The organism is Streptomyces sp. S.PNR 29 (genome assembly GCF_030386795.1).
Classification (GTDB): Bacteria; Actinomycetota; Actinomycetes; order Streptomycetales; family Streptomycetaceae; genus Streptomyces.
Map to the genome: position 1 here is coordinate 92,230 of NZ_JANUQM010000008.1, position 19,552 is coordinate 111,781.

Genomic DNA, 19,552 nt, shown 5'->3' on the forward strand with positions numbered 1-19,552 from the left:
TCTGCGAGCATGACCGACCCGCAGATCGCACCCCTCCAACCCATGCCCGGCGACTGGCAGCGTGCCCTCGCGGTGGTGGCCCACCCCGACGACCTGGAATACGGCTGCTCGGCGGCGATCGCGGCCTGGACCGACGCCGGCCGCGAGGTCGCCTACGTCCTGGCGACCCGGGGCGAGGCGGGCATAGACACGCTGGAGCCCGCCAAGTGCGGCCTCCTGCGGGAGCGGGAACAGCGGGCGAGCGCGGCGGTGGTGGGCGTGTCGGTGGTGGAGTTCCTCGACCACAAGGACGGTGTCATCGAGTACGGCACCGCGCTGCGCCGTGACATCGCCGCCGCGATCCGCCGCCACCGGCCCGAACTGGTGATCACCCTCAACCACCGGGACACCTGGGGCGGCGTCGCCTGGAACACGCCGGACCATGTCGCCGTCGGCCGCGCCACGCTCGACGCGGCGGCCGACGCGGGCAATCGGTGGATCTTCCCCGAACTCGCCGAGCAGGGCCTCCAGCCGTGGAACGGCGTCCGCTGGGTGGCCGTCGCCGGGTCCGCCACGCCGACGCACGCCGTGGACGCGACTCCGGGCCTGGAGCGTGCGGTGCGCTCACTGCTCGAACACCGCACGTACATCGAGGCGTTGACCGACGAGGATCCGGAGACGTATGTCCGCGGATTTCTGTCCCGGAACGCCAACGCCACGGGGGAGCGGTTCGGCGGGAAGCCGGCGGTGGCGTTCGAACTGTTCAGCAGATGAGTGAGTGGACGAGGGGGGAACAGTGGACGAGGGGGAGCACATGACGGGCACGCAGGCCCTGGCCGACCGGTTCGAGGAACACCGAGGGCAGCTCAAGGCGGTGGCGTACCGCATGCTCGGCTCGCTGGCCGAGGCGGAGGACGCCGTCCAGGAGTCCTGGCTGCGGCTGAGCCGCACGGACACGGACGACATCCAGAACCTGGGCGGCTGGCTGACCACCGTGACCGGCCGGATCTGCCTGGACATGCTGCGCTCACGCACCGCACGCCGCGAGGAGCCGATGGACGACGCCTTCGTCCCGGACCCGGTGCTCAGGCCCCTGTCCCAGGTCGACCCGGAACAGGAAGTGCTCCAGGCGGACTCGGTGGGACTGGCCCTGCTGGTCGTCCTGGAGAACCTGGAGCCGGCCGAACGGCTCGCGTTCGTTCTGCACGACATGTTCGCCGTGCCGTTCGACGACATCGCCCCGATCGTGGAGCGCAGTGCGGCCGCGACCCGGCAACTGGCGAGCCGTGCCCGGCGCCGGGTGCGGGGCGCCACCCCGTCGGCCGACACCGACCTCGGTCGGCAGAAAGAGGTGCTGACCGCCTTCCTGGCCGCCTCGCGCGGAGGGGACTTCGAGGCACTCCTCGCCCTGCTTCACCCGGACGTGGTGCTGCGCGCCGACTCGGGTTCCCTGGTCCGGGGCGCGGCCGCGTCCAAGGTGGTCCACGGTGCGAAGGCGGTGGCCGAACAGGCGCTCATGTTCGCCCGCTTCGCCCGGTCCGCGCAGCTGATGCTGGTGGGCGGCTCGGTCGGCGTCGTCACCGCGCCCGAGGGCCGGCCGCTGTCCGTCATGGGCGTCACCGTCGCGGACGGCCGTATCACCGGCATGTACATCCTGGCCGACCCCGAGCGGCTCGGACGGCTGGAGCTGCCGGACCTCGCCGGATGGCCGGCGGTGTCGGATGGATGACAGGACCCCCACACGGCAGGAAACTCATCGGTGAGGTTTAGCCTGGAACCCATGCAAGAACACATGTCCGAACGATCGGACCTGCGGGGCGACTGCGCACAGTGCTTCGGCCTCTGCTGCGTCGCCCTCCCCTTCTCCGCCTCCGCGGACTTCGCGGTCGACAAGGACGCCGGCACGCCGTGCCGGAACCTCCAGGACGACCACCAGTGCGGCATCCACGCGCGGCTGCGGCAGAAGGGCTTCACCGGCTGCACGGTCTACGACTGCTTCGGCGCCGGGCAGAAGGTCTCACAGGTCACCTTCGGCGGACAGGACTGGCGGACCGGTTCCCGCGAGCACGCCCGCCGTATGTTCGATGTCTTCCCGGTCGTACGGCAGCTCCACGAGCTGCTCTGGTACCTCACCGAGGCGCTGGCCCTGCCCGCGGCCCGCCCGGTCCACGCCGACCTGCGCCGGGCCCTGCGGAAGACCGAGCGGCTCACCCGCCAAAGCCCCGGCGATCTGGCCGCTTTGGACGTGCCCGCGCACCGGCAGGACGTCAACGTGCTGCTGCTCAAGGCCAGCGAACTGGCCCGCGCGGGCATACGCGGCCGCAAGAAGGACCGCCGCGGCGCGGACCTGGTCGGCGCCCGCCTCAAGGGTGCCGACCTCAGGGGCGCCAGTCTGCGCGGCGCCTACCTCATCGCCGCCGACCTGACCGGCGCCGACCTGCGGGATGCCGACCTGATCGGCGCGGACCTGCGCGACGCCGACCTCACGGACGCCAACCTGACCGGCGCGTTCTTCCTGACCCAGCCCCAGCTCGACGCGGCTCGCGGCAGCGCCGGTACCCGGCTGCCGGCGTCACTCGCCCGGCCCGCGCACTGGACAGCGCGGCTCTGAGGGAGCGTCGTCCGGCACGGTCACGGGCGCGGCAGCCGGAGCCGGGGCCGTCCGCCGCTCCAGCCGGAGCCGCAGACCGTCCGGCATCAGCGTCAGCCGCTCGGCCACCCGCAGCCGGTAGCCCGGATCGGGCCGCAGCTCGTAGCGGCGCAGCAGCAGGCCGAGGACCAGCGTGGCCTCGTGCAGCGCGAACTGCCGCCCGATGCAGGCACGGGCCCCGGTCCCGAACGGTTTGAAGGTGTGCGGGGCGCGGGACCGCACGGCCCCGGCGTCGAAGCGGTCCGGGTCGAACCGCTCCGCGTCCGGCCCCCACACCGCGGGGTCGCGGTGCAGCATCGCCGTGAGGACCAGCGCCCACGCGCCCCGCCGCATCGGGTGGACGCCGATCAGCATCGTGTCCTCGCGGGCCTCCCGGGCGAAGGCGGGAGCGGTCGGCCACAGCCGCAGCGACTCGTCCAGCACCCGGCGCACGTACCGCAGTTTGGCCACCTGCTCGTAGCCCGGCGCCTGCGCGTCGCCCCAGACGTGGTCCACCTCGGCTCGGGCGCGGGCCGCGACGTCGGGGTGCCGGGAGAGGTAGTGCAGGGCGAAGGAGAGCGCGCCCGAGGTGGTCTCGTGGCCCGCGACCAGGAAGGTGATGACCTGCCGGCGGACGTTCTCGGGCGACAGTCGCTCCCCGGTCTCCGGGTGTGCCGTCTCCAGCATCCGGTCGAGCAGGTCCCCCTCCCCGTCGGCGGTGCGACGGGCTTGTACCAGTCCGTCCACGGTGCGGTTGAGGTAGGCGATGCCGGCCGCGTTGCGGCGGCTCGCGCGGCGCAGCAGCAGCGGAGTCAGCGGTGCGGGAACGGCGTTGAGGCGCTGGGCGTAGCTGAGAGTGCCGACCATGGCGGTCACGAAGGGGTGCGGGCGGGAGCGTTCGAAGGAACCGAAGTCGTGCCCGAACCCGGTGCGCGCGATGGTCTCCAGGGTCAGTTTCGTCATGTCGCCGGGCACGTCCACCGTCCGGCCCGCCGCCACCGCGCGGTCCCAGTGGCCGGTGAGCCGTTCCGCCACCGCCAGCATCATCGGGTGGTAGCCCGCCATGGCCTCCCGGCTGAAGCCGGGTGCCAGGACGTCGTGTGCCAGCTGCCAGTTCGGCTCGTGGTTGTACGCCGTGAACAGTCCGTCCCCGGCGACCGGCCGCAGATTGGCTATGCCGAGCCCCACGTGCTTGGCGAAGCGGGCCTCGTCCGCCATGTCGGCCGCCGGCTCGGCACCCCATACGAACACGAACTCCTTGCCGAACACCTTCCGCCGGAAGATCGGCCCCAGTCGGCGGGCGTACCGCATGGAGTCCTGCACGGGAGTGCGCCCACCCGCGCCGAGTACGTCACCGAGCAGCGGCAGCCGGTGCGGCGGATGCGGGAGGCGGTGCAACTCCGGCCAGCCCAGTTCCGCGCCGCGGAAACCCCTGGGCAGTCCGTTTCCGGCCGGCCTCTTCGTCCTCTCCGCCATGACGCGATCTCCCTTGATCCAACGGCAGACTGAGCTGTTGTACGTGGGTTCAATAGCGCGGTTCAGTCTGGTCCTGTCGTTGAACGGGCGTCAAGTAAAGTGCGCGTATGGCCGCGAACCAGGAGCAGCGCACGCGTCGCCGGCTCAGCTCCGAGGAGCGCAGGGAGCAGCTGCTGGCGGTCGGGGCGAGGCTGTTCTCGGAGAGCCCCTACGACGAGGTGTGGATCGAGCAGGTCGCGGAGATCGCCGGAGTGTCGCGCGGGCTGCTGTACCACTACTTCCCGACCAAGCGGGACTTCTTCGCGGCGGTCGTCGAGCGCGAGAGCGAGCGCATGCTGCGGATGACGGCGGCCGTGCCCGGAGTCCGGGTGCGTGACCAGCTCACCGCGAGCCTCGACACCTACCTGGAGTACGTCCGGACGCACGCGCACGGCTACCGCGCCTTCCACCGCGCCGACGCGGCGGGGGACCAGACCGTGCGGCGCGTCTACCAGCAGGCGCTGGACGCGCAGGAGCGGCAGATCCTGGCGGCCCTCGCGGCGGACCCCGAGTTCGGCCCGGTCCTGGAGGAGCGGGCCGACGTACGGCTGGCCGTGCGAGGGTGGCTGGCGTTCACCACCGCCGTCTGCCTGGAGTGGCTGCGGGGGTCCGAGCTGAGCCGGGAACAGGTGCGGGAACTGTGCGCACGTGCCCTGCTGGGTGTCCTCACGCCCTGAAAACTCCCGTAAAGATCACATGACGTGGTTGGCGCGCGCCCCGATCTTCGATAGGTTAGGCAAGGCTTACCTAAGGAGGTTGGGATGGGTGACAACCACCCCTGGACGGCCGCGCCTGCCGCGGCGGAGCGGGCCCGCTCGGTGCTCGCGACCGCATGGTCCTGCGCGGTGACCGCGGACGGCGGCCGGGAGGAGTTCGTCGGCGCGCACACCGTGGCGGAGGACGGCCGGGTTCTCCTGGACGTGCCGGAGGACAGCGCCCTGCTCGCGGCGGCGATCTGCGCGCCCCGCGGCGAGCCGTCCGCCGTGCTGGAGTTCGCCGACGTCGCGCCCGTCCCCGTACGCAACCGTATCCGGGCCCGGCTCTGGCTCGCGGGCTGGTGCACCCCCGAGGACGGCCGGCTCGCCTTCCGGGCCACCCGCGTGGTGCTGCGGCAGCCGTCCGGTGCCGTGGTCGTCGACCTCGACGAGTTCGCCGCCGCCGCGCCCGACCCGCTGGCCACGGCCGAGGCCGGACTGCTCACCCACCTCGCCGACTGCCACGCCGACGCCGTCGAGCGGCTCACCCGCCTCGTCGACTCCGACAGCCTGCACGGCGCGGTCCGCGTCCAGCCGCTCGCCGTCGACCGGCACGGGCTGACGCTGCGCATCGAGCGCGCCCGCGCCCACGGCGACGTGCGCCTGGCCTTCCACACACCGGCCGACGACGTCGCGCAGCTCACGGAGCGTATGCACGTGCTGCTCGGGCAGGCGAGCGCCACCTGCCCCCGCGCCCTACAACGGCAGCGCACAGACGGCGACGGGTGACGCGAACGGCTCGCCCGCGAGCCGCAGTTCGCCGCTCGACCCGTCCACGTGGAAGACGCTCACGGTGCCGGACTTCTGGTTCGCCGCGAACAGCAGCGTCCCGTCCGGCGAGAAGGCGATCTGGCGCGGGAAGTCGCCGCCCACCGGCACCGTGTCCAGCAGCCTCAGCCGGGCGCCGTCCGCCTCGACCGCGTAGCGCGCGAGGCTGTTGTGGCCGCGGTTGGCGAGATACGCGTACGCGCCGTTCGCGGTCACCAGGATCTGCGCCGGGTAGTTGGTGCCCGGCCCGGTGCCCGTGGACTGCGGCTCGCCGATCGTCAGACGGCCGCTGTCCGGGGCGTACGCGCAGACCGCGACCGTGTTGTCGACCTCGTTGGCCAGGTAGGCGTGCCGTCCGTCGGGGTGGAAGGTGAGGTGGCGCGGTCCGGCGCCCGGCCGGGTGTGGGCCTGAGCCACCTCGGTGAGCGTGCCGGCCTTGTCGTCGAGGCGGTAGGTGTAGACGGTGTCCGTGCCCAGGTCGACCGCGAGGACGTGGCCCCCGTCCGGGCTGGTGAGGAACTGGTGGGCGTGCGGGCCCTCCTGGCCGGGCCCGGGGCGGGGGCTGGAGTGCGTGACAAGATCGGTCCTCTCCCCGAGCGCCCCGGAGGCCTCGATCGGGTGCACGGCCACGCTGCCGGAGCCGTAGTTGGCGCTGAGCAACCAGCGCCCGCCCGGGTGCACGGACAGATGGCAGGGTCCCGCGCCGCCGGTGCTCCGGCTGCCCAGAATCTTGCGGTCGGCGAGCCGGACGGCGGTCACGGCACCGTCGTCGCGTTCGTTCACCGCGTACAGGGTGCGGCCGCTCGGATGCACCGCGAGGTACGACGGATCGCCGACGCCGGTGAGCGTTCCCGCGCCGGTGACACGGCCTGTCCCGGGGTCGTACGTGGCCAGGCCGATGCCTTTGCCGCCGCCCTCGGCCGAGGTGTAGGTGCCCAGGTACAGCGGGCGGGGGCCGGACGGCCTGCCCCGGTCGCCCGGGGTGCCCGGGGTGCTCGGGCTCGCCTCGGGGGAGGTGGGTGCCGTCGGCGCCCGCGCGTTGTCGCACGCCGGGAGTGCCGCTGCGGCGGCGGTTCCCGCGAGGGCGCCGACGAACCGGCGCCTGCTCCAGCCACCACTGCCCATGTCCGCACCTCAAGGTCGTCGCTCGTCCCGGTCGTGACAGCCACCTTGACGTGGATCAGCGGCCGGGCGCAAGAAACGCCGGGTCCGTGCCCCGCACGGCCGGGGCGGCTCCGGTACCGGCTCCGGCCCGGCGCCCGCGTCAGTAACGCCGGCCGATCCCGGTACGGTTCTGCCACAGGTGCTCCTGGACGCCCAGACGCTCGCGCAGCCGGGTCAGGCGCGGCAGCCGTGCGCGCTGCTCCTGCGAGACGCGGTCCAGTTCCTCCAGCAGCCGGCGCGAGCGGTGCTCGGTGTCGAGCTCGTCGAGGATCCGGTTCACCTCGGTCAGGACGGCGCCGAGCAGCTGCCAGTGCCGCGCTTCCAGCTCGGCCTCCTTGCGCAGCAGTATGGCCAGCCTGTCGCGGGTGCCCGCCGCGGCGCGCAACTCCGCGGTGAGCCGTGCCTCCGCCGACTCGGCGCTCTCGCTGAGGTGGGTGGTCACCAGCACCGCGAAGCTGACCACGGCGTCGGCGATCTCGGACAGCAGCTGCTCCACGGTGGCGCCCGTCTCCGGGGCGAACAGCGGTTCGGGGTCGCGCTCCTTGGCGAGGTCGGTGAAGGTGCGCGCGAGCACCCGCAGCACGACCGTGCAGATCTCCAGGGTGTCCAGGCCGGTGCGCAGCACCACCCGGTGCAGCAGGCCCTCGCGGACGCGGGGGTTGAGCTTCAGGCTGTCCTCCGCCTGTCGCAGGGCCGCGTCCACCTCGACGATGTCGTGGTCGATGCGGCGGGCCTCGTGCAGCCGTGCCGTCGCGTGGTGGACGGGCGTGCGGCCCGCGGCCTCCTCGCCCATGCGCAGCATCAGCTGCCGCAGCCGCCGGGCCAGCCCCTCGATCGACTCGCCCGCCTCCTCCACCCACACCGGGGGAGCGAGGAGCAGGTTGAAGGCGAGCCCGACGACCGCGCCGATCAGCGTCTCCACCACCCGGGCCCACGCCGTGTCCCCGATCGTGGTGACCCCGAGCACCAGCATGGCGCTGATCGCCACCTCGGGCACGTACTCGTCGACCCGCACCAGATGGCCGACCGCCAGCGCGGCCACGATCAGCAGTGCCAGACTCCACCAGGTCAGGCCGACCAGGAGGCTGAAGGCGATGGCGACCAGGACGCCGGCCACCACCGCGTTCACCCGGCGGATGCCGTTGGTGAGCGTGGCGTACAGGGTGACCTGCACGACCAGCAGCGCGGTCAGGGGCGCGGTGAGCGGTGCGGACTCGGGGCTCAGGCGCAGCGCGATGACGTAGGCGATCGTCGCCGCGGCGGCCGACCGCAGTGTCTGGACGGTCACGGGATCCCGGTGCCGCTTCAGGAACCGCGAGGCCGGCGCGGTCCACTCACGTACATCTCGCATCCTCGGGCTGTTCCCCTTCACCAGGCGCACCGAACGTTTCCAGACAGACGGTAGCCCGCCCGTGGGGAGCCCGGACCGCTCGGCCGGCGCGATCAGTGTTCCGGCCGAGCGCTGGTCAGCGGAACGCCGGTCAGCGCAGCCGTCGGGCGTAGAGGTCGTACCACGCTCCGCGGGGCCCCGGTGCCATGTTCTCGGCGGTGGACTCGAAGACCACGGTCCGGCCGTGGGCGTCGAGCGCGCCGTCACCGACGGAGAAGGAGGCGACCGGCGTGCCGGCGAGGTCGACGTTCAGCGTCCTGGTGCGGCCGGTGCGCAGGTCCGTGAGATAGACACCGGTGGTGACGGCTTCCGTCGCGGCCCGTTGCCCGGAGAAGAGCAGATACCGGTGGTCGCCGCTCAGCTGTGCGCCGGTCGTCGTGCCGTCGTGCCGTTCGGGAGCGTCGATGCGCCGGAGTTCGCCCGTGCGCAGATCGCGTACGAAGACGTTCATGGCCGCCGCTTCGGTGGTGCCGTTGTTGGGGTCGCCGGGGACCAGGTTGCCCGCCGTCGAGTGGAAGACGGCGTAGCGGCCGTCGGCGCTGATGCGCGCGGCGTACGACTTGCCGTCGGCGGGAGTGCCGTCCGGCGTTTCGTCGAGCCGCTGCCGGACGCCTGTCTTCCGGTACCAGACGTAGACCTTGGAGTCGGGGAACGGGCGGTAGGCAGAGGGCCGGTCGGTGTAGACGACCGTGTTGCCGTCGTCGCTGACATACGGCTCCGAGGAGTTGCGGTCCGCGGGCAGGCGCTGGATCCGACCGGTCTTCATGTCCTTCACGACGGAGGCCTCCTGTGATCCGCCGAGCCCCCTGGAGTAGGCGGACCACACCACGTACCGGCCGTTGGCGCTGACGGACGCCCCGTACGACAGGACGAGATGATCGTCCAGAGCGCCGCCGACGTGGCTGAGCCGGCCGGTCTTGAGGTCGCGGAGATAGAACGACCCGTACCGCCCCGGTTCCTGACCCGGTATCAGGTCGGGTGACTTCGAATGGAAGACCACGTACCGCCCCGTGGCGCTGATCGCCGCACTGCCGGCTTCCATGGCCGCCTGCTCGCCGTCGGCGGTCAGATTCACCCGCTGAGTCCGCCCGGTACGCAGGTCGCGCACGAAGACGTCCTGGACGCCGTTGGTGTCCCCCGGCACCACGTTCGTGGCGCTCGACTCGAAGACCACATGGCGGCCGTTGGTGCTGATCGCCCCTTCCAGGCTGCTGTCGTTGCCGTTCGCGCCCTGTGTGAGCCGTACCGTGTACGGCTTGTCGGGCTTCCCGGGCCGACCGGACGTGCCCTGCCCCGTCCCCGCTCCGGCCGGTGCGGCCCATGCCGCCAGGCATGCCGTCGCCAGCGCGGCGACGCCGGCGACTCTGCATGACAAACGCATGCTTCTTCCCCCATGTGACGCTTTCCCCCGGCCCTGCGCCAGGGGCCCCGCCTCATGAAAAGCGCTCCCATCAGCACCGGTCAATGCACGAGCCGACGTACAACCCTCACGTCCGATCCAGTACAACCCCGCCGGGAGGCCGGCCGTCCGCGCGCGGTGAACCGGTGCCCGCCATGGGGGAAACCCCCGTCGTCGCCTCATGGTGTTCCGCACCACGGGACGGCGGCCCGCTCCATGGTCTCCGGGCCCGCACCGCGAAACCCTTGGATCATGAAACGACATCGAGCCGGAACCGTTCCTGCCCTGCTCGTCGCCCTCGGCGCCCTGATGGCCGGCAGCCAGGCCGCGGTCGCGGCGACCGCGTCCGCTCCGCCCGCGCCCGGGACCGGGAGCGCGACGGTGACCGTGACCGCGTCGTCCGTCGTGGAGGCACTCGACCGCGGCGCCCAGCCCCTGCGCACCGTCGAACCGGGCGGCGACACCCGCGACCTGCGTCCGCTGGACCGGATGATCGGCGACGCCCGCGTGGTCGGCCTGGGCGAGGCCACCCACAGCTCGCACGACTTCTTCGCGCTCAAGGACCGGGTCTTCCGCCACCTCGTCGAGGAGAAGGGCTTCCGCACCTTCGCCCTGGAGGCCAGCTGGAGCACCGGCCTGCGCCTGAACGAGTACGTACTGCACGGCGAGGGCGACCCGCGGCGCATCATGCGCGACGAGTTCCAGCGCGACTACCTGTGGTGGAACAACACCGACTACCTGAGGCTCGTCGAGTGGATGCGGGCCTACAACGTCCGGCATCCCGGCGACCCCGTCCGGTTCATGGGTGACGACCTCGCCTGGTCCGGGCCCGAACTGTACGACGACGTCGGGGACTATGTGGCCCGCACCCACCCCGAATCGGCCGCCCGCCTGGACGAGCTGTACCGGGGACTGCGGCCCACCGTCGCGACCGGCCCGTACATCGATCAGTACGTCAAGAAGCCGCTGGCGCAACGCGAGGAGATGGCGGAGCGCACCGGCGAGGCCCTGCGGCTGCTGAAGCGGCAGGCGCCGGGCGGCGATCGGGAGGCCTATGACCGGGCCGTGCAGAACGCCACCGCGATCGACCGGACGGCCCGCCAGTACGCGTTCGACTTCGACGACCCCGCCCAGGAGGCCGCGTCCATGCGCTTCCGGGACGAGGCGATGGCGGCCAATGTCCTCTGGTGGCAGAAGCACACGGGCACCAAGGTGCTGCTGTCCGCGCACAACTCCCATCTCGGTTACGAGACGATGGACCCCGCCCACTACCCGAAGATGCAGGGCGCGTTTCTGCGCGACCGGCTCGGCGCCGGGTACGTGAGCGTCGGACTCACCTTCGACCGGGGCTCGTTCAACGCCACCGGCAAGGACGGCGTCATCCGGCGCTGGACACTGGGCCCGGCCGAGCCGGGCAGCAACGAACACACCCTGGACCGGGTGCGCCACCGTGACTACCTGGTCGACCTGCGGACCGTCGGTGCCCCGGCCGACGCATGGCTGCGGCAGGCCCGGCCGACCCGCAGCATGGGCACCGGCTACCCGGACGGTCCGTACGACGTCGCGCTCGCCCGTACCCATGACGTGCTGGTCCACCTCCACCAGGTGGAGGCGGCGGGGCTGCGCGACCGGTGACCGGTGGCGACACCGGTCAGACGTACACCTTGTCGAGGAAGGCGGACAGGTTGCCCGTGGTGCGGGCGATCTGTTCGTCGAGGGTGAGACTCTCCTCGAAGCGGGTCCCGGTGTCCGGGAGCTTCTTGCCGCGTACGTACAGGGAGCACGCGAGGTCGGTGCACATGTACACACCGACCGAGTTGCCCTCGCGGCCCGCCGGGCCCGCCTTGCGCGCGGTCATCAGCGAGACGCCGCCCCGCGGATGGGTCGTCAGGCACAGCGAGCACATGCTGCGGTGCAGGAAGCCCCGCTGCGCGGGCTGGAAACGCAGCGCCACACCGACGAGACGCTCCTCCCGCTCGACCACCAGATAACTGCGATCGGGCGCCCCGGGATCGCGCCAGCCGAGGAAGTCCAGGTCGTCCCAGGGGCGTTCGGCGAGATCGCGGGGTATGGCCAGGCGTTTGGCCTCGCCCTTCGAGCAGTTGATAAATGAGTTGCGGATGTCCCGCTCGGTGAGTGATCTCATGGGGAGTCTCCTGGGGGTTTCGTCCGACGGAACCTAGGGGCTCTAGGTTTATGCCTAGGGTAAGTAGCCATGCCGAGGAGGGCCAGTGAATTTCACGGACGTCGCGTCACCGCGGGCGCGGGCGGCGCTGCGCCATGTGGCGGCCCGCTCCACGGGACCGGCCGTCGACCCGGAGCTGCGCATCACCCTGAACTTCCACCCCGACCGGCTGGTGCGCGGGGTGCCGATCCTCACGGCGCTCGCCCAGGACGGCACGTACCACTCCCAGTTCGTGACCGGCACGAGCAACGGCGGCCTCACCGCGCACCCGGGAGGTGACCGCTGGCGCTGGGAGAGCCGGATCTTCGGCGGCGCGTACGACGACGCGGCGCCGCACGACCGGCCCGTGTACGGCGCGCTGAACTTCCGCCGTCAGGTGGTGGGCGCCGCCCCGAGGTTCGGCTCCTCGCACTTCCGGCTGGCAGGGTCGGCGCTGGCCCGCGCCACGTTCTGCTACCCCGACAGCGCCGCCGAGCCGACGCACTTCGGGGTCGCCGACGGCATGTCCCTCATCGCGCTGGCCGAGGCGGACCAGCAGGACGCCCTGAACGACTACATCGAGGCGCAGGTGCACGGTGGGATCGTCCTCGCACGGGACGTGGAGGCGCTCGTGCTCGACGCCTGCTACCGCGGCACCCCGGTCGAGGCAGCCGCCCGGCGCCTGCCGTGCCCCGTCGAGTGGCATCCCGGCTACCGGATCACCGTGGGCGAGCTGCGCCGCCACGCGGACTACCGCGGACCGGAGTACGCCGAACTCGGTGCCCGGATCGCCCGGGACGGCCGCGTCGACCCCAGGGCCATCGGCGACGCCGCCCGCACCGGGCGCTTCGAGCTGCAGGACCTGAAGATGGTCTGGCACACCCTCGCCCGCTTCGGCGCACCGGAAGGCGCGGGCACGGCGCGCTCCGCGCCGGCCGACGCGGGTGGCCGGGGTGGGGGAGTGGGGGTGGCTTGTGGTGTGTCCGTCGATGCGGGGGGCGGGAGCCTGGGGGAGGGCACGGTCTGTTCCGCGACCGTCGGCGCGGGTGGCCGGGGTGCGGGCGCGGGGTCGGCCTGTTCCGGGACCGTCGGGGCGGACGGCCCGGGTGCGGAGTCGGGGACGGCCTGTCCCACTCCCGCGGACGGCGGTGACCTGGTCCCGGGAGAAGGCGCGGACTACTCCGCCTCTGCCGGCGCCGGTGGCCAGACGCCAGGGGCGAGTACGCCCAGCGCGTAGGCACGGGCGACCAGTTCGGTCCGGTTGGTCGCGCCCCAGCGGGCGGACAGGCGTCGCAGGTGGTAGGTCACGCCGTCCGAGGTGAGGCCGGTCTCGCGGGCGGCGCGGGCCGTGGTGGCGCCCCCGGCCAGCAGCGCCAGGATGCGGGCCTCCATCGGCGTCACGCGTACCGGCGTCTGCGCGCAGGGCTCCCGTTCACCCTGCACCCGCAGCATCACCAGCAGCGCGGGCGTGTCCTCCACGGTGTCGCTGACCGGGTCCGCCGTCAGCTCCCCGTACCGTTCCGCACCGCCGGGCGCCCGCCAGCACACCGATACCTGATACCGCGACCGGTGCCGCAGTCGCAGCGCCTGTGCGATCCGCTCCACCTGCGTCGCCTCCCGCGGGCTGAACAGCTCCAGCACGTCACGGCCGCGCAGCCGCCCCGGAGTCGTCCCGCACTCCGCCGCCATCGCCGGGTTGGCGAGCAGGACCGCCCCGTACACGTCACACACCGCCACCGGCACCGTCACCCGGTCGAAGAGCGTCAGGGCGCGGTTGCGCCACACCACGGCCTCCAGCCGGTCCGCGTCCACCAGCGCCTCCTGCCACGACATGCCTGCACGCACCACAAAATCACGTACCACTCTCACCTGTTCACCAGGCAGGAGGCCGGCGCCGAAGAAGGTGGCGCCGGACCCGGCAGCCCCCGGCACTCAGCCGTACGGCACCGCGCCGGCCCGCTTTAGCGGGAGCACAAGCGCTTGCGCAAGGCCCGGCGGACGATTTCGACTGCATGATCATGTAGTGCGGTGGCGCCGCCCGCCCGGTCCCGTGGATCACGCTGGATCGCAGTACTTCCGTACCGCGAAAGGCAGTTGTCGCGCCATGTCCCCCACCGCGCCGCACCCGCAGACCTTCGGCACCCTCCCCGGCGTCCCCGTTGTCGACATCACCGCCACCGGACCCGGCCTCACCCCGATCCAGCAGGTCATGGACCTGATGCGGGAGCACGGGCCGGTGCTCGTGCGGCGGCTGCACGGCCGGGACACGCTGTTCGTCGCCGATCTGGACCTGGTGACCGACCTCGCCGACGAGCGGCGGTTCGCCAAGAACATCGGGCCCGCCCTGGAGAACGTCCGGGAGTTCGCCGCCGACGGGCTGTTCACCGCGTACAACGACGAGCCCAACTGGGCCAAGGCGCACGACATCCTCATGCCCGCCTTCGCGCTCGGCTCGATGCGCACCTACCACCCCGTGATGCTGAAGGTGGCCCGCCGCCTCATCGACACCTGGGACCGCGCCGCCCGTGCCGGGCAGCCGGTGAACGTGCCCGACGACATGACCCGGATGACGCTCGACACCATCGGCCTCGCCGGGTTCGGCTACGACTTCGGCTCCTTCGACCGCGACGAGCCCCACCCCTTCGTCGAGGCGATGGTCCGCTGCCTGGAGTGGAGCATGAACCGCCTGGCCCGCATCCCGGGCCGGGACTACGCGGACGCCGACGCGGCCTTCCGCGCCGACGCCGGCTACCTCGCCCAGGTCGTCGACGACGTCATCGCCTCCCGCGCCGGCACCGACCAGAGCCAGGCCGACGACCTGCTCGGCCTCATGCTCACCGCCGAGCACCCGGCCGACGGCACCACGCTGGACGCCGCCAACATCCGCAACCAGGTCATCACCTTCCTGATCGCCGGGCACGAGACGACCTCCGGTGCGATGTCCTTCGCGATGTACTACCTGGCCAAGCACCCGACCGCGCTCCAGCTCGTGCAGCGCGAGGTGGACGCGCTGTGGGGCGACCAGGCCGACCCGGAGCCGACGTACGACGAGATCGGCAGGCTGACGTACACCCGCCAGGTCCTCAACGAGGCGCTCAGGCTGTGGCCGACCGCCGCCGCCTTCAGCCGGCAGGCCCTCGACGACACACTGCTCGGCGGGCGGATCCCGCTGCGGGCCGGGCAGGGCGTGATCGTCCTCGCGCCGATGCTGCACCGCCAGCCCGTCTGGGGCGACAACCCCGAGCTGTTCGACCCCTCCCGTTTCACGCCCGAGGCGGAGGCGGCCCGTCCGGTGCACGCCTTCAAGCCGTTCGGCACCGGTGAACGCGCCTGCATCGGACGGCAGTTCGCGCTGCACGAGGCCACCATGCTGCTGGCGATGCTCGTCCACCGTTACCGGCTGCGGGACCACGCCGACTACCGGCTCACGGTGAAGGAGACCCTGACCCTCAAGCCCGAGGACTTCACCCTGACCCTCATACCGCGCACCGACCGCGTGCACCCCCCGCTGCCCGGCGCAGCCCCCGTCACCGACGAGGCCACGTCGGCCACGACCCCGCTGCCCGCCCGGGTCCGCTCCGGCACCGGCGCCCTCTTCCTGCACGGCAGCAACTACGGCACGTGCCGCGAGTTCGCCGACCGACTGGCCGACGAGGCCGCCGCGCTCGGCTGCGAGACCGAGGTCGCGCCCCTGGACGCGTACACCGGCGGCCTGCCCACCGACCGCCCCGTCGTCATCACCGCCGCCTCCTACAACGGCCGCCCCACCGACGACGCCACCGCCTTCGCCGCCTGGCTGGAGGACACCCACGACCTCACCGGAGTGACCTACGCCGTCCTGGGCGTCGGCGACCGCAACTGGGCCGCCACCTACCAGCACGTCCCCACCCGCATCGACGACCGCCTCGCCGGCCTCGGCGCCACCCGGCTCCTCGACCGCACCGCCGCCGACGCCTCCGGCGACCTGAGCGGCACCGTCCGCGACTTCACCGCCCGGCTGCGCACCGCCCTCCTGGAGCGGTACGGCGACCCCGAGGCGACCGCCCCGGCCGACGAGCCGGCGACGGCCTACGAGGTCCGCACGCTGACCGGCGGCCCCCTGGACGCCCTCGCCGAGCGGCACGGGCTGGTGCCCATGACCGTCACCGAGGCGTACGACCTCACCGCCCCCGGACACCCCCGCAGGAAGCGGTTCGTCCGGGTGGCCCTGCCCGACGGCGTCAGCTACCGCACCGCCGACCACCTCACGGTCCTGCCCGCCAACGACCCGGCCCTCGTCGAACGCGCCGCCGCCGCGTTCGGCGTCGACCTCGACGGCGTCCTGGACATCCGCGCCACCCGGCCCCGCCGCGACGGCCTCGCCGTGGACCGGCCCCTGACGGTGCGCCTACTGCTCACGCACCACGTCGAGCTGCAGGAGCGCCCGAGCGCCGCCCAACGGGCCGCGCTCGCCGCCGCCAACCCGTGCCCGCCCGAACGGATGGCCCTTCAGGCCCTCACCGACGACGACCCGCGCACCCTGGTGGAGATCGTCGAGGACCACCCCGCCCTGCGCGGTGCCCTCGACTGGCCGCGGCTTCTCGACCTGCTCACCCCGCTGCGGCCCCGGCACTACTCCATCTCCTCCTCGCCCGCCGTCGACCCCGGACACGCGGACCTGATGGTGTCCCTGCTCCAGGCCCCCGCCCGCTCCGGCAGGGGCGTCTACCGCGGCACCGGATCCGGCTACCTCGCGGCCGTCCGGCCCGGCGACACGGTGTACGCCCGGGTCCAACCGTGCCGGGAGGCCTTCCGCATCGACGCCGCCGACGGTTCCGTACCGGTCGTGATGGTCGCGGCCGGCACCGGCCTGGCCCCGTTCCGCGGAGCCATCGCCGACCGCGTGGGGCAGCTCGCCGCGGGCGCCCACCTCGCCTCGGCCCTCTGCTACTTCGGCTGTGACGCGCCGGACGCCGACTTCCTGCACGCCGGGGAACTCCGCGCCGCCGAGGCCGCCGGAGCGGTCTCCCTCCGGCCCGCGTTCAGCGCCGCCCCCGAGCGCGGCATGACCTTCGTGCAGCACCGCATCGCCGCCGAGGCCGACGAGGTCTGGGACCTGCTGAACGCCGGAGCGAGGGTGTACGTCTGCGGCGACGGCGCCCGGATGGCGCCCGGTGTCCGGGAGGCGTTCCGTACCCTGTACCGGAAGCACACTCCGGACGCCGACGAGACGGCCGCCGAGGAGTGGCTCGACCAACTGATCGCGGCCGGGCGTTACGTCGAGGACGTCTACGCGGCCGGCTGACCGAAGGAGAGGGGTGGGCGCTCGGTGGGGGACTCCTGGGAACGGGCCCGGCGCATCCTGGAGGCGGCGGGCCTGCCGCCCGGCCGGCTTGCCCGGATCCGGCCGCTGACGGGCGGGACGTACAACGCGGTCGAGGAACTCGTCCTCACCGACGGCAGCCGTTACGTACTGAAGATCCCGCCCGCGCCGGCCACCCCCGGACTGCGGTACGAAAGCCGGCTCCTCGTCTCCGAGGCGGAGTTCTACCGCGCGGCCGCCGAGGCCGGCGTACCGGCGCCGCGCGTCGTGGACCTCGGCGGCGAGACCGGCGAACCGTATCTGCTGATGACCGCCTGTCCGGGAGACCCCTGGGACGGATCCCTCACGGAAGCCGAAAAGGCGCGCCTGCGCGCGGAGTTGGGGCGTCAGGTGGCCCGCCTGCACCGAGTGACCGGGCCGGGCTTCGGCTACCCGTCCGGTGCCCTCGGCCCGCTCGCGCCCGACTGGCCGACCGCCTTCGCCGCGATGGCCGACGCCGTCCTCGACGACGCCCGCCGCTACGGCGCCCGCCTGCCCCGCCCCGCCGACGAGGTGGCCCGCGCGCTCGGGGCCGCCTACGGGGCGCTCGACGAGGTCACCGTCCCGCGTCTGGTCCACTTCGACCTGTGGGACGGCAACATTCTGGTGGACCGCTCGGCGGGGGAGGCCCGCATCGGCGGGCTCATCGACGGGGAGCGCATGTTCTGGGGGGACCCCCTGGCCGACTTCGTCTCCCTGGCACTGCTCGGGGACATCAGGACGGACGAGCCGTTCCTGGCCGGTTACCGGGACGCCGGCGGGCGGGCCGGGTTCGATGTCCCTGCCCGCCTCCGGCTCGCGCTCTACCGTGCCTACCTCTACCTGATCATGCTCACGGAGACGATCCCCCGGGCGGTCGGCGACGAGCGCGAGGGGTGGGTGCAGGAGACGGTCGCCCCGGAACTCATGGCGGCGCTGGAGGAGATCCGGCAGCTGTCCTGACGGCGCCACCGAGGTTTCGCAGGTCACCGCGGAGGTACTCGGTCCCGCTCGCACGAAAGCAAGGGCGACAGGAAAGGAGTGTGCCGTGACCGACCACCGTCTCGAAGCGCCGGGGGAGAACGGTGAGCCCGTCCCGCGGGACATGCCGGACCAGCAGGCGGACACCGGCGAGGACCGCTGGGAGGTCGCTCCCTCCGACGCGGAAGCCGACAGCGAGAAGGAAGACGAGCGCGCCACCGACGTTCCCGACACCGACGAGGCGGGCACGGGCCGGCAGGGCGCCCCGCACTCGGCCACGGTCAATCCGGAGCACCCCACGCCGGAAGAGCCGTCCGCCTGACCGCGGCACAGGGGGGGTCCGGGACGGACGACAACCACCGGAAGATGCGCGTACCCGGGCCCGCGACGCCGAGCTGATCCGAAAGAAGGGTCCTAGCCGACCTTGCGCCCCCGCAGGGGCTCCGTGTCGGCGCCGGCCCCCTGCTGCAGCCCCAGCAGGAACTCCTCCAGTACCTGGGGCGCCGTGCGCTCCGGACGCCAGCCCAGTTCCGTACGTGCGCGCGTGCAGTCCATCAGGGGCAGCCGCAGGACCGCGTCGAAGAGGTGCGGTGAGGCGGGCAACAGGTGCAGACCCCACGCGGCGGCGATCGCCGAGCGGACCGCCGTGCGGGGCACCCGGACCCGGCGGGCGCCGAGCATCTCGCCCAGCAGCTCCGCGTCGAGAGGCGGCTCGGCGGCCAGATTGAAGGCGCCACGCACTTCGGTGTGCACCGCGAGCCGGTACGCCTTGGCCGCGTCGTCGGTGTGCAGCGCCTGCACCCGCAGTCCCGGGACGTCGGGAAGGAACGGCAGCAATTCGGGACGCGCCAGCGGCCCCGGCAGGAAACGGCCGCCGAAGATCCGCCGCTGCTCGCTCGCCGACTCCCGCTTGAAGAGGAAGGCGGGCCGCATCCGCACGACCCGGACCTCCGGGTGCTCGCGCTCGAAGGTGTCCAGGGCCCGCTCCAGGTAGGCCTTCTCCCGGCAGTACGCGGCATCCGGCCAGCCGTGCGTCGGCCACGACTCGTCCACCGCGTGATCCTTCGGCCCCGGAGAGTACGCGCCGACCGACGAGGCGTGCACCAGCGTGGACACACCGGCCGCGGCCACCGCCTCGAACACCCGGATGGAACCGAGGACGTTCGTACGCCAGGTCGCCGCCGGATCGTGCGTCGGCTGGAACGCCCAGGCCAGATGGACCACGGCGTCGGCGCCCGTGAACTCCTTGACGAGGTCGGTCTGTTCGGATGCCAGGTCGACCGCGGACCAGTCCGTCTTCGGAGGCGACCAGTCGGGGAGCCGCCGGGCCAGGCCGCGTACGGACCCGACCTCCGCATCCTCGGAGAGAAGGCGCACCACGCTGGTGCCGACGTTGCCGGTGGCGCCCGTGACCACGATCCTGCTGCCGGTTCCGCTACTCACCTTCGGCTCCTCTCGGCCGTCTGCCCGGACGGGGAGGCCACCGAG

General features: G+C 72.8%; 16 protein-coding genes and 1 pseudogene. 10 read left to right on the top strand and 7 right to left on the bottom strand.

From position 1 onward, the window contains the following. The first annotated feature begins 9 nt into the window (after nucleotides 1-9). Genes NW895_RS21925 through NW895_RS21935 form a run of 3 tightly spaced genes read left to right on the top strand, consistent with a single transcriptional unit; the run spans nucleotide 10 to nucleotide 2,590 of the window. Nucleotides 10-753: a PIG-L deacetylase family protein gene (locus NW895_RS21925; RefSeq protein ID WP_289937477.1), complete on the top strand. Its 744-nt coding sequence runs from the start codon at nucleotides 10-12 to the stop codon at nucleotides 751-753. 40 nt (nucleotides 754-793) lie between these two features. Continuing rightward, nucleotides 794-1,708 carry an RNA polymerase sigma factor SigJ gene (gene sigJ, locus NW895_RS21930; RefSeq protein WP_289937478.1) on the top strand — a complete coding sequence of 305 codons (915 nt, stop codon included), beginning with the start codon at nucleotides 794-796 and terminating at the stop codon, nucleotides 1,706-1,708. A 51-nt stretch (nucleotides 1,709-1,759) separates the two neighbouring features. Then, the gene (locus tag NW895_RS21935; protein ID WP_289937479.1) at nucleotides 1,760-2,590 is read left to right on the top strand and encodes a pentapeptide repeat-containing protein; all 831 of its coding nucleotides are present in this window, start codon (nucleotides 1,760-1,762) and stop codon (nucleotides 2,588-2,590) included. On the opposite strand, the gene NW895_RS21940 is transcribed toward NW895_RS21935, so the two are convergent. Next, nucleotides 2,552-4,084: a cytochrome P450 gene (locus NW895_RS21940; RefSeq protein WP_289937480.1), complete on the bottom strand. Its 1,533-nt coding sequence runs from the start codon at nucleotides 4,082-4,084 to the stop codon at nucleotides 2,552-2,554. The two genes, NW895_RS21935 and NW895_RS21940, sit on opposite strands and share 39 nt — an antisense overlap. A gap of 107 nt (nucleotides 4,085-4,191) precedes the next feature. Between NW895_RS21940 and NW895_RS21945 the strand changes: the two genes are divergently transcribed. Both NW895_RS21945 and NW895_RS21950 read left to right on the top strand, forming a co-directional pair. Further along, nucleotides 4,192-4,800, top strand: a complete 609-nt coding sequence (locus tag NW895_RS21945) for a TetR/AcrR family transcriptional regulator (protein ID WP_289937481.1) — start codon at nucleotides 4,192-4,194, stop codon at nucleotides 4,798-4,800. A gap of 84 nt (nucleotides 4,801-4,884) precedes the next feature. Next, on the top strand, nucleotides 4,885-5,607 hold the full coding sequence (locus NW895_RS21950) for a DUF2470 domain-containing protein (protein WP_289937482.1): 723 nt from the start codon (nucleotides 4,885-4,887) through the stop codon (nucleotides 5,605-5,607). Here NW895_RS21950 and NW895_RS21955 read toward each other — a convergent pair. The 3 genes from NW895_RS21955 to NW895_RS21965 all read right to left on the bottom strand — a co-directional run bounded on the left by NW895_RS21955 (nucleotide 5,575) and on the right by NW895_RS21965 (nucleotide 9,581). Further along, on the bottom strand, nucleotides 5,575-6,771 hold the full coding sequence (locus NW895_RS21955; protein WP_289937483.1) for a lactonase family protein: 1,197 nt from the start codon (nucleotides 6,769-6,771) through the stop codon (nucleotides 5,575-5,577). The genes NW895_RS21950 and NW895_RS21955 overlap by 33 nt on opposite strands. Nucleotides 6,772-6,910: 139 nt before the next feature. Continuing rightward, nucleotides 6,911-8,161 carry an FUSC family protein gene (locus tag NW895_RS21960; protein ID WP_289937484.1) on the bottom strand — a complete coding sequence of 417 codons (1,251 nt, stop codon included), beginning with the start codon at nucleotides 8,159-8,161 and terminating at the stop codon, nucleotides 6,911-6,913. A 130-nt stretch (nucleotides 8,162-8,291) separates the two neighbouring features. Further along, a complete protein-coding gene (locus NW895_RS21965; protein WP_289937485.1) occupies nucleotides 8,292-9,581 on the bottom strand; it encodes a hypothetical protein in 1,290 nt (429 codons plus the stop codon). A 270-nt stretch (nucleotides 9,582-9,851) separates the two neighbouring features. Between NW895_RS21965 and NW895_RS21970 the strand changes: the two genes are divergently transcribed. After that, complete coding sequence (locus NW895_RS21970; RefSeq protein WP_289937486.1) at nucleotides 9,852-11,234, top strand: erythromycin esterase family protein; 1,383 nt, start codon at nucleotides 9,852-9,854, stop codon at nucleotides 11,232-11,234. Nucleotides 11,235-11,250: 16 nt separating this feature from the next. Here the strand turns inward: NW895_RS21970 and NW895_RS21975 are convergent, their stop codons facing one another. After that, nucleotides 11,251-11,745, bottom strand: a complete 495-nt coding sequence (locus NW895_RS21975; protein WP_289937487.1) for an FBP domain-containing protein — start codon at nucleotides 11,743-11,745, stop codon at nucleotides 11,251-11,253. A gap of 85 nt (nucleotides 11,746-11,830) precedes the next feature. Between NW895_RS21975 and NW895_RS21980 the strand changes: the two are divergent. Then, a pseudogene (locus tag NW895_RS21980) lies at nucleotides 11,831-12,685 on the top strand (DUF3626 domain-containing protein); the annotation flags it as partial. A gap of 254 nt (nucleotides 12,686-12,939) precedes the next feature. Here the strand turns inward: NW895_RS21980 and NW895_RS21985 are convergent. Continuing rightward, nucleotides 12,940-13,596 (bottom strand): PAS domain S-box protein, encoded by a 657-nt coding sequence (locus tag NW895_RS21985; RefSeq protein ID WP_289937488.1) that lies wholly within the window; start codon nucleotides 13,594-13,596, stop codon nucleotides 12,940-12,942. Between the two features lie 271 nt (nucleotides 13,597-13,867). Between NW895_RS21985 and NW895_RS21990 the strand changes: the two genes are divergently transcribed. The 3 genes from NW895_RS21990 (at nucleotide 13,868) to NW895_RS22000 (ending at nucleotide 18,386) form a co-directional block, all read left to right on the top strand. Beyond that, nucleotides 13,868-17,047: a cytochrome P450 gene (locus NW895_RS21990; protein ID WP_289937489.1), complete on the top strand. Its 3,180-nt coding sequence runs from the start codon at nucleotides 13,868-13,870 to the stop codon at nucleotides 17,045-17,047. 24 nt (nucleotides 17,048-17,071) lie between these two features. Next, nucleotides 17,072-18,046: an aminoglycoside phosphotransferase family protein gene (locus NW895_RS21995; RefSeq protein WP_289937490.1), complete on the top strand. Its 975-nt coding sequence runs from the start codon at nucleotides 17,072-17,074 to the stop codon at nucleotides 18,044-18,046. An 85-nt stretch (nucleotides 18,047-18,131) separates the two neighbouring features. Further along, nucleotides 18,132-18,386, top strand: coding sequence for a hypothetical protein (locus NW895_RS22000; RefSeq protein ID WP_289937491.1), 255 nt, complete (start codon nucleotides 18,132-18,134; stop codon nucleotides 18,384-18,386). 92 nt (nucleotides 18,387-18,478) lie between these two features. Here NW895_RS22000 and NW895_RS22005 read toward each other — a convergent pair whose 3' ends face one another. Beyond that, nucleotides 18,479-19,507, bottom strand: a complete 1,029-nt coding sequence (locus NW895_RS22005; protein ID WP_289937492.1) for an SDR family oxidoreductase — start codon at nucleotides 19,505-19,507, stop codon at nucleotides 18,479-18,481. Nucleotides 19,508-19,552: the final 45 nt, after the last annotated feature.

What these genes read in the sequence shown, in the direction of transcription:
- NW895_RS21925 (WP_289937477.1), top strand. Translation starts at nt 10, where the DNA reads ATGACCGACCCGCAGATCGCACCCCTCCAACCCATGCCCGGCGACTGG.
- sigJ (WP_289937478.1), top strand. Translation starts at nt 794, where the DNA reads ATGACGGGCACGCAGGCCCTGGCCGACCGGTTCGAGGAACACCGAGGG.
- NW895_RS21935 (WP_289937479.1), top strand. Translation starts at nt 1,760, where the DNA reads ATGCAAGAACACATGTCCGAACGATCGGACCTGCGGGGCGACTGCGCA.
- NW895_RS21940 (WP_289937480.1), bottom strand. Translation starts at nt 4,084, where the DNA reads ATGGCGGAGAGGACGAAGAGGCCGGCCGGAAACGGACTGCCCAGGGGT.
- NW895_RS21945 (WP_289937481.1), top strand. Translation starts at nt 4,192, where the DNA reads ATGGCCGCGAACCAGGAGCAGCGCACGCGTCGCCGGCTCAGCTCCGAG.
- NW895_RS21950 (WP_289937482.1), top strand. Translation starts at nt 4,885, where the DNA reads ATGGGTGACAACCACCCCTGGACGGCCGCGCCTGCCGCGGCGGAGCGG.
- NW895_RS21955 (WP_289937483.1), bottom strand. Translation starts at nt 6,771, where the DNA reads ATGGGCAGTGGTGGCTGGAGCAGGCGCCGGTTCGTCGGCGCCCTCGCG.
- NW895_RS21960 (WP_289937484.1), bottom strand. Translation starts at nt 8,161, where the DNA reads ATGCGAGATGTACGTGAGTGGACCGCGCCGGCCTCGCGGTTCCTGAAG.
- NW895_RS21965 (WP_289937485.1), bottom strand. Translation starts at nt 9,581, where the DNA reads ATGCGTTTGTCATGCAGAGTCGCCGGCGTCGCCGCGCTGGCGACGGCA.
- NW895_RS21970 (WP_289937486.1), top strand. Translation starts at nt 9,852, where the DNA reads ATGAAACGACATCGAGCCGGAACCGTTCCTGCCCTGCTCGTCGCCCTC.
- NW895_RS21975 (WP_289937487.1), bottom strand. Translation starts at nt 11,745, where the DNA reads ATGAGATCACTCACCGAGCGGGACATCCGCAACTCATTTATCAACTGC.
- NW895_RS21985 (WP_289937488.1), bottom strand. Translation starts at nt 13,596, where the DNA reads ATGTCGTGGCAGGAGGCGCTGGTGGACGCGGACCGGCTGGAGGCCGTG.
- NW895_RS21990 (WP_289937489.1), top strand. Translation starts at nt 13,868, where the DNA reads ATGTCCCCCACCGCGCCGCACCCGCAGACCTTCGGCACCCTCCCCGGC.